At 51.6% G+C, this 8,822-nt stretch carries 5 protein-coding genes; all 5 read right to left on the reverse strand.

From position 1 onward, the window contains the following. Window positions 1–211 precede the first annotated feature (211 nt). The 5 genes from KTQ90_RS11865 to KTQ90_RS11885 all read right to left on the reverse strand — a co-directional run bounded on the left by KTQ90_RS11865 (window position 212) and on the right by KTQ90_RS11885 (window position 8,322). Window positions 212–2,254, reverse strand: a complete 2,043-nt coding sequence (locus tag KTQ90_RS11865; RefSeq protein ID WP_217318610.1) for a TonB-dependent receptor — start codon at window positions 2,252–2,254, stop codon at window positions 212–214. 441 nt (window positions 2,255–2,695) lie between these two features. Further along, entirely contained in the window at window positions 2,696–4,798 is a 2,103-nt protein-coding gene (locus KTQ90_RS11870) for a fimbrillin family protein (RefSeq protein ID WP_217318611.1), read from the reverse strand. 143 nt (window positions 4,799–4,941) lie between these two features. Continuing rightward, window positions 4,942–5,910 (reverse strand): fimbrillin family protein, encoded by a 969-nt coding sequence (locus KTQ90_RS11875; RefSeq protein ID WP_217318612.1) that lies wholly within the window; start codon window positions 5,908–5,910, stop codon window positions 4,942–4,944. Between the two features lie 85 nt (window positions 5,911–5,995). Beyond that, complete coding sequence (locus KTQ90_RS11880) at window positions 5,996–7,066, reverse strand: DUF5119 domain-containing protein (protein WP_022158272.1); 1,071 nt, start codon at window positions 7,064–7,066, stop codon at window positions 5,996–5,998. Continuing rightward, window positions 7,063–8,322, reverse strand: coding sequence for a DUF3575 domain-containing protein (locus tag KTQ90_RS11885; protein WP_217318613.1), 1,260 nt, complete (start codon window positions 8,320–8,322; stop codon window positions 7,063–7,065). The genes KTQ90_RS11880 and KTQ90_RS11885 overlap by 4 nt, the downstream gene beginning before the upstream one ends. Window positions 8,323–8,822 lie beyond the last annotated feature (500 nt).

Genomic DNA, 8,822 nt, shown 5'->3' on the forward strand with positions numbered 1-8,822 from the left:
TCGTGTATCTGTCTTCACATGCAACTAATCGCTATTTTATCCCGAATTGGGGTAGCAATAACAAACTTTAGAAAAGCGAGTGTTACCGCAAGCTGGGCACAACGTTACAGCGGTGCGGTAACGATATAACCGGGGCGCGGTAATGGCATTACATGTATGCGGTAAAGCCATTACCACGCCCCGGTCTGCATTTTAGAATTCGGTCAGCACTTTAGAACTTCAGTTTCACACTCGCACCAGCCATAACCCAGATGCCAGGCTGTCTGACGTTGCCCAGGTCATAGTAATGGTGGTTGGTGATGTTGTCGGCCTTTACATATATATTGTATGTAGGCGCAGTCCACTGCAGACGCACATCCACCTTCGTATACGGATGATAACCGTTCATGCGCTCCTGCCAGCGCAGCGCCCACGACGCCGTGAGCTGTCGCCAGATGCGATGGTCAACCTGCAGCGTAGCCTTGTGGCGCAGATACTCCAGCGCGTAGAGCGAACCGTAGACGTCGCCGTCGGTAGAATGTTTCTGATGGATGAACGCATAGCCCGCCTTTATGCGCGTGATGAAGAACTCAGGCAGCAGCTCCTGCAGATGCAGCGCAGCATCTACGGAGTAGCCCATATTGTCGAGCTTGCCGATGTTCATAGCCTGATACTTCTTGCTCTCAGCCGTAGGATACACCCAGTCGATGATGTCCGTACCCTTCGAGTAGAAGCCGCTCAGCAGCGCCTCGAAGCCGTGCGTGCGGTAGCGTGCGCCCACCTTGAACGCCTCGTTCTTCTCCGGACGCAGCGCAATGTCTCCCTGCTGCACCGCATTGTTCGTATACAGGTCGGTGTACGTAGGCACGCGCAGCGCGCGGTTCCACGAAGCATACACCTTCCACTCGTCGTTCGGGCGGTAGCTCACGTCCACACCCGGGTAGAGGCGGAACTTGCCGTCGAGCGCCGTGTTGCGGTTGGCGAGCAAGCCAGCCGACAGCGTGAAGCCGCCCACGATGACGTTATGCTCGAGGAAGAGACTCGTATTGGTGCGCTCGCCGAGGCGGTTGTACTTGCGGTCGGTGCCGCTGATAGACACCCATTTGTCCTCCTGCTGCACATCGCCGTACGCCGTACTCAGGATATGCTCGCGGCGCACGTCGACGCCAGCCGCCGTCTTGCCGAGCAGCCACGTAGCATGAGCGTTGAGCGAACCGCCGTAGGTGTCGAGACGGTGATAGTTCTCGCCGGCAGCAGCGCCCTCCTTGCCCTTTATGAGCTGGTAGTGGTCTACATCCTTATGCCAGTAGACCATCGGCGTGAGCACGAAACGGTCGTCAGCCCACGGCTTTATCTCCGCCTGTGCCGACGCCAGGAAACGTCGTGTAGCCTCAAACTGATTATTGTACTTCGCACTGTAGAACGTAGACGCACCGAAGTCCTGCGACGAGAATCCGCCCTGCCACTGCAGGTCTACGTAGCGCGACTCCCAACGGCCCATGTAGTAGGCACGACGACGGCGGAAGTCGCTGTTCTCCGTGCCTCCGTCGCTCTGCGTGTAGCCTCCGCTCAGCTTCTGGCGCACCGCACCCGTAGCAAGGTTCACGCTCGCGTCGCCGCCGAACGTGCCGAACGATCCGCCCTCGGCAGCCACCGACACATTGCTCTCGGCATCCTGGCGCGTAACGATATTGATGGCGCCGCTGAACGCCGACGAACCGAACACACGTGCCGAAGCACCCTCGAGAACCTCGATGCGCTCAATGTCGGAAAGCGAAACTGGGAAATCGGCAGCGTTGTGACCCGTCTGTGCACTCGAAATATTCATGCCATTCAATAGAATGGTAATCTGGTCGAACGTGCCGCCGTTGATGGAGATGTCCGTCTGTACACCAAAGCCCCCGCGCTGACGGACATCCACGCCCGGGACTAACTTTAAAATGTCGTTGACACTCGCTGCCTCCGCACGCTGAATGTCGTCGCGCGAAATGACAGCCACAATCTTTGCCGACTGCAATGCAGTGAGCGGAGCACGCGAACCCGTTACGAGCACCTCGTCGAGCTTCACCTCCTCGCGGCTCAGCGAGTCGAGAGCCAGAGCCGACGCTACCGGCTTGGTGCTGATGCCCTCTGCCTTGGCGTTGGTGAGCGTAGCCACACTGAGCGTGCAGATGAGCACCTCGCGACCCAAGCAGCTGAAAAGAGCATAGCTGCGGTGCGTGAAGTGCTTGAAATGCAAGGCTCCAGGGCGTGCGTTGAAATTGTTTTTGAACATAAAAAATATAAATTGTTAATGATGATAGGGGCGTTTTGAGCGTGCAAAATTAGTACAAAACGCGCAAACCGCAAAAACAAACGCCATGTTTTTGCTCCAGACACGCAATTTGATAGGCTGCGTCAAGAGCATTATACGGCTGCATCAAAAGTGTTTTATGGCTTCATCAAAAGTGTTATACTGCTGGCAGATGATTGGTTCGGGCTGGTAGATAGGCTGGTAGATATCGCGTCCAGCGGTTTATCTTCCAGCCCTTATTGCGCTTATCCTGTGTGCGTTACGGCGAAACTGGAAGATATGGCAGATTTTTTCACGTACTTGGTTTATATAACAAAAAACAAACTGCGGTTAGAATTAGCCTCACGGATCATTCTAATCGCAGTATGAAAAGAGTTATGCAAATAATATAAAAAGTACCATTTTTATGAGTGCCGGCGCAGCTTATGGACGCTTGCGCACTGCACGTACGTTGAGCAACGTTGTACGCTTTTGGAGAGATGCACCAGAACCATACAAGTATTTATACGAATTCTCGTTATCATGTGCAACCTCAGAAGCTGTTGACGTCCAATAATCTCCAGTCAAAGGATATTCATTATCTACAACCATAGAGAATTCGTTCTTAGCAGGTAGATACCACACAAGGTTTTCTCGCTTAAGCACTGGACGATATGTCTTGTTACCAGCAGCATCTGTTTCAAGCAATTCCTTATTAAACTTATTCTTCATTGTACACAATCGAGCGGCATATTCTGCTGGATTTTGCGCTAAATGTTTATCAGGTTTTCCACCCCACGCTTCCAACTGAGTCATAAGTCCTGTTACATCACTAATACCATTGAAATTATACAATTCCCATGTATTCAGATTTCCATCGTCAGGATTGTCTGCTACATCAAGATTAGGTACTTTACTAAAGTCGATAGTAACAGTTTCTAATTGAAGCCAATATTGAGTATAGGTAATGTAGTCTTTATACTTATCACCATAATACTTAATCTGAATCTTCATAATCCATCTTCTTAACGGACCCCAGAAGCCATGACCACCAGCATCCCTCATATCATAGGTGATTTTCATAGAGCTATCCCACAAGAAGCCCCATGGATACTTTCCATCTTCAAAGCGCTCGCAACCCAATCCGTCGGTATTCCAACTCGGACACAACTGTCTAATTGTGAACTTAGCTGGTGTAGCTGAAGGTATTCCCTTCGGACTCAACTCGAGCACGAGGTCACGTTCTGCATTAGTTACATTTTCTTCAATGAAAGCATATACAGTGATTTCACCTGTTTCAGTACCTTCTATAGCCTGTGTACCACGGTCTTCTTCAATCCAGTAGCCAAGCGATGTAAGTTCTGTTAACTCCTTGCAAAGAGTCACCTTTGGCGATGTTGACTTCAATCTCCAACCACCACTCAAACCAGGATCTACCTTTATCTTTATAGGATAGATCACATAGTGAGCATCCTGCACCTGCGGCTCTGATGTGAACTCAAGTTCATACTCTGGAGTTATCGAGAGGCGATAGGTAACGGTCTTGCCCATCGGCCATTCGGCGCCGTTCAGAGAAGCTGTGAGCAGGCGGTCGCGGCCAGAGATGTTGTCGTGGAACATCACTTCGAGTTTGCTGTCAGCACCCAATGTCTGCGGCAGCAGCATGAATGTAGCGTCGTCGGCGTTGAGCTTAGTGCCTTCGGCTGTGGTGCTGCCTGTAGCCATGTTGGGCGAAACGGTGTAGCTGGTCGTTGCGTCGTTGAGTGTCCATGCGGATCTCAGCATGTCGTACGTTCCAGAGTTGCGCACGTTGGTAACGGTTACGCTCTTTATCGTGCCGGGCGCCATCGTTGCGCCGGTCTTCACGACAACGGCTGTGCAGAGATGCTTGAACTGCAGCGATACCGGAGCGCATACTCCGCCCGCAGGACTTGCGTTGTAGCCGGTGGCAGCCGCTACGAGGTCGCGCTGCTTTGAGAGTTCTGCCGGAACGGTGTACTTTATGGTTGTCTTGTTTACGTCTTCTGAAGGCTTGACCGGCGATTCGTCAAGCTCTGCATCTAAAGGAGCCCATGCAAGGAAGCGGAGCGATCCGTTGTCGGGCCAGTAGTATATCGACGAAGAGGGTTGCCAAACAACGCCCTGCTTGGTGGCTACCTCGTTCATGTAGTATCGTGGAGCAATGTTACCGTCAGACTTCTTCAACTGCGCTACGACGTTGAACTGGTCGTACATCGTGGTCTGCATGGAAGCACGTGTGGCATGCTTGGCAGCGGCTTTGCCTATTCCGTCGCTTACGACAGCACGCACGCAGAGGGTGTCGCTCGATTCTGATGAGCGTAGCACATAACGGTCGGTGGTTATCGCTTCGTTTGCGGCTGCGGCGCGTGTGCCGTTGCCAGAATCAGAAATACCGAAGCAGATATTGTCTGTTGTGCTGTAATCAGTGTGTTCGTACGGCACATCGCTGCTGCATGAAAAGAGTGTCACCGACAGGAGCACAGCAGCCATGCCTGCTGTCATGTTTAATATATTTATTCCTTTCATATTCGTTCGTATTAAATGGGTTAATTGGTTTTAAGAAAAAAGAGCGGGTGTAAGGGGGAACTGTGCGTTCCCCCCACACCTGATGTGTTAGATGTTCACAGATGTGTCTTTTCGACGCATCGTGTGTTAGTTGTTTTCTACGATTACATGTTCATGTCGATTGCGTCGCCCCAAGCGTCCCACTCGTTAACAGTAGGTTCGAATACGATCGGGCAGAGTGCGCCTTCAGGATTGATGTTCTGTGCTGTGAACTCAGCCTTGAACTGGTAGCTCTTGCCAGACTCCATCTGCATCTCTGTGAGGTTAACAGAGTGCTCGTAGGTGTCAACAACGCCGTTGTGTGCACGCTCTACTTTGAATGTTACATTATAAGCCTTAGTTGTCGGAATCATGTACTTGTGACCTGTTGTGCAAGCTGCGTTCTGAGCGAAACCTGTTTCTGCTGCGTTGTCAAACAGAAGGGCTGCGTTGCCTGAAGCTGCCCATGCCAAACCTGCATTGTCAGCAATGAGCTGTACAGAGCCCTCTGTGCAAGCGTTTGTGATCTGCACGTCCTTAACGGTGAGCAAAGAGCCGTCGTCCATAGCGTTCACGAAGTTGAAGCGAACGCGTGAGAGCATGTGGTTGAATGTCAGATCGACAGCAGCCGGACATACATCGCCATCCCATGTCACGAGACCCTTGTTATTGGTAGCCCAGAGAAGGTCTGTATCGCCTCTACCGTTGTTGAACTTAACCTTGCCGTAGTCCTGGTAGTCGGCAGGAGCTGTTTCCATCTCGAATGCACCAGCCGGAGCCACAGCTACGAAGCTATACTGATAGCCCTTCTCCCAGTAAACTGGTGTGCCATAAGACCATGCGCCGCCAGCCTTGTTAACCTGTGTGCCAACGAACGGCTTGCCAATCTGGTTGTCCTTCTTCATAATACCCCAAACCTGGAAGTCGGTGAGGTTAGCGGTTGTCAAGTCTGTCGCACGTGTGCTGTTATTTACAAAGCTCTTGAACTGAATGCCGTTCTGATTCTTAGCTTTCTCTACTGTCTCGTCGTTGCTACATGATGTGAACAACATACCGATTGCTGCCAAACCGATTAAAAATAGATTCTTCTTCATAATGATGTAGTTTAATTTAGTAAATAGAGTTATATGAAAAGTTTAGTTGTAAACCGTGTACAGTTTCTACTTGAGTTGCGTAGCGCTACTTGAGCGGCATGTCTACGTCCTCGAACTCGCCCCATCCGTCTACGTTTACGTCGAAGCCCGATCCGCCGTGCTTGCCGTCCTCGTCAGAGATCTCGATGCCCTTCACTACGATTACGCCGCCTTGCGGTTGCTTTGCAATCTGGTCGCTCACGTCGAAGTAGAAGTTCTTTATGATGCCGTTCTTCAGTCGCACCTCGAGGTTGAGCGCGTGGCTGCGCGGTGCTCGTGTAGAAGTGTAGTAGCCGTTAGGATAGTCGGGCACTCCGAACGATGTAACTATAGCCTGTGCTCCCCATTGCTGCAGCGTGCAGTCGTAAAGCAGCGTTGCTGCCTCGGCTGATGTTCTGCCGCTGTTGAGGTATACGGCTGACGCCATTCCGGAGAGTGCTCCGCGCACCAGTCCTACGTATTGCAGACCCTTGCTGAACTCGTAGCGAACGAGATACTTGAACACGAGCGGGTGCATCGTGACTGGCATCACCGTCTCCTCCACCGTGCGCTCCGATGTGTACTCCTCGTTGAAGTTGCCGTAGAGCATGTCGGGCATTGCCACCGTAGGCTCCTTGGCGTCGGTCTGTTTCTGGAACGGATTGCCGAGGAACGAAGCTCGTGTGCGTGTTCGGGTTGTAGCCTTTGCTGCTGCGTACGAGTACATGTCGTCGAACACGATATACTCGGTGTCGTTGTTGTAGAACAGCAGCTGATGCTTGCCCGGTCGGAGACCTACTACGTCGCCCTGAGCTGGCATGTTGATCATGTCGCTCGGTCCGAGAGCCGGGAAGTCGTGCATTCGGAGACCTGCGGGTATGAGCGGTCTGAGGTCGTCGTATTGCATACCATAGGTGTCGACCCATGCAGAGAAGTTCTTCCAGTCGGTGCTTCCGTCGCTGCGTATCTCCCACTCCTGCTGATATGTTGCCTCTACACGGAACTTGTACTTAGGAGAATGAGAGTCGTGGTCGAAACACAAATCCTTGTGCTCGCAAGATGACAATGCTGTCATGGCAACCAGAGCAAACGCCGTTGCGATTCTCGTAACATTGCGTTTAAATATGACCTTAATCATTTGTCGCCTCCTTTCTTCTTATTGTTGTAGTTTCCATGTCCCAAGAGCCATACGAGCGACACCTCAGCCTTTGTAGGGCCTATCCAGTGGCGGTTCTTCGTGGCTTTCCACACGTAGTGTCCGTCCAGCGGCTCGTACTCGTAGTAGCGTCCGCCCATATATCCTGCCACAACACTGAAGTCGATGTTCAGGCGCTTTGCTATCGGCAGCGAGTAGCCGTATTCGGCTCCTACCGCGTAGCTTGTGCGGTCCAAAAGTGTTCCGCCGGGTATGCCTGCCATGTATCCCTTTCCGCCGAGCTCGAAGTCATAGGTGAACGCCTGTGCGTTGATGCCGAGGTGGTGTCCCTGCAACGGCTTCACCTTCGATGCCTTGCCGAACCACTTGCGCAGCGAGATGCCTCCGCCGTAGATGCGCCAGTAGTTGTGGTGATGGTTGTTGTTCCACCATGCGTACATCCAGTCGGCTGCTATCGACCAGCGCTTTCCGAGCGAGAACTCCATGCCTATGTTCGGTACGGCGAGCGCGTCGTAGAGCATGTTGGTCTTGATGGCGAGGTAGGCGTTGCGGCGCTCAGGCTCAGGTGCGGGCTCCTCTACTTGCGGCTCCTGTATTACGGGCTCTTCCGGAACAATCACTTCTGCCTTTTGGTTGTCTACCACGGTTGGCTTCTGCTCGATGTAGACAGATATGAGGCTGGCGTTGCGCACTGCGGGGAAGAACTCGCGCAGCATGTAGTTCCATGTGCGTCCGTAGTTGAGGTCCATGAGGCGCTTCTTGCGGCTGTCTACCAATACTCCCTTCGAGTTGTATGTGAACTCATCGGTCTCGCGTATCTGGTGCAACACCTCGTCTCTGTACGGCATGTCCGACTTCTCTACGAAGTAAGCCAGCTTCTGCCACATCTCCGAGCACTCGCACTTCGACACTATTGCGTCGGGCAGCTGCACTCGCTCGCGAACGTAGCGCTCCATGTTGGCGCAGCGTCTTTCGGTGAGGCGCTGGTTGAGAAGAGGTCCACCTTCGGGCGATGCCGAGCCGCAGAATTTCACACTGGTCAGCTCCAAGGTGCTGTCTTTCTGCACGTCAGTAAGGAACTTGACTATTTCTGCGAGACTTGCTGCGTTATCACCGAAGTTAGGATTGAGCACGCTTGATGCCACCGGGAATCTTACGCAGACTTCCTTTGTATATGTCTGGGCTGACATATCGTTGCCGCAGAACAGTATTAATAGTGCAAATACAAGTCGTTTCATAAGCAACTCCTTTTTGTTGTTTAGTTTATATATGTTGGAATGTCTGTCGGTTGGTTTGGAAAGACTACTCCTTTTTAGTTATTCAGTTTGTAAGGGTTCCCCTCAAGTAGGCGGTTTCGAGAGAATACAATTTCTCCGTCGTGTGCCAGTAACTCCTTTTGGGGTTTGGTTTTTGATTTTGGGTTTTGTGTGGAAGGCTATCTGTAGCGAAAGCCGCTCCGGTTTCGTTTTTGTATTTTCGTCAGTTTGCGTCGTTGATTGCGTCGGTTTGAAATTTATCGTTTTCGTCAGTTTGCATCATCTTGGTTTCTCTTTTCGTCTGTTTGCGTCGTCATCTTGTCTGTGTCGTCAGTTTGCTTCAATAGCAAATGCTGTTTGTATCTGTGATAAACCTCTTCTTTTGAAAAGAATTAGTTTTTCAATTGCGAATTTAGAGAATGTTTTTACCTGTTGGCGGAATTAATTTAGTGCATACTTAATTCTGCCAATGGGCTTGTCGT

This window comes from Leyella stercorea (genome assembly GCF_019052365.1).
Lineage (GTDB): Bacteria > Bacteroidota > Bacteroidia > Bacteroidales > Bacteroidaceae > Prevotella.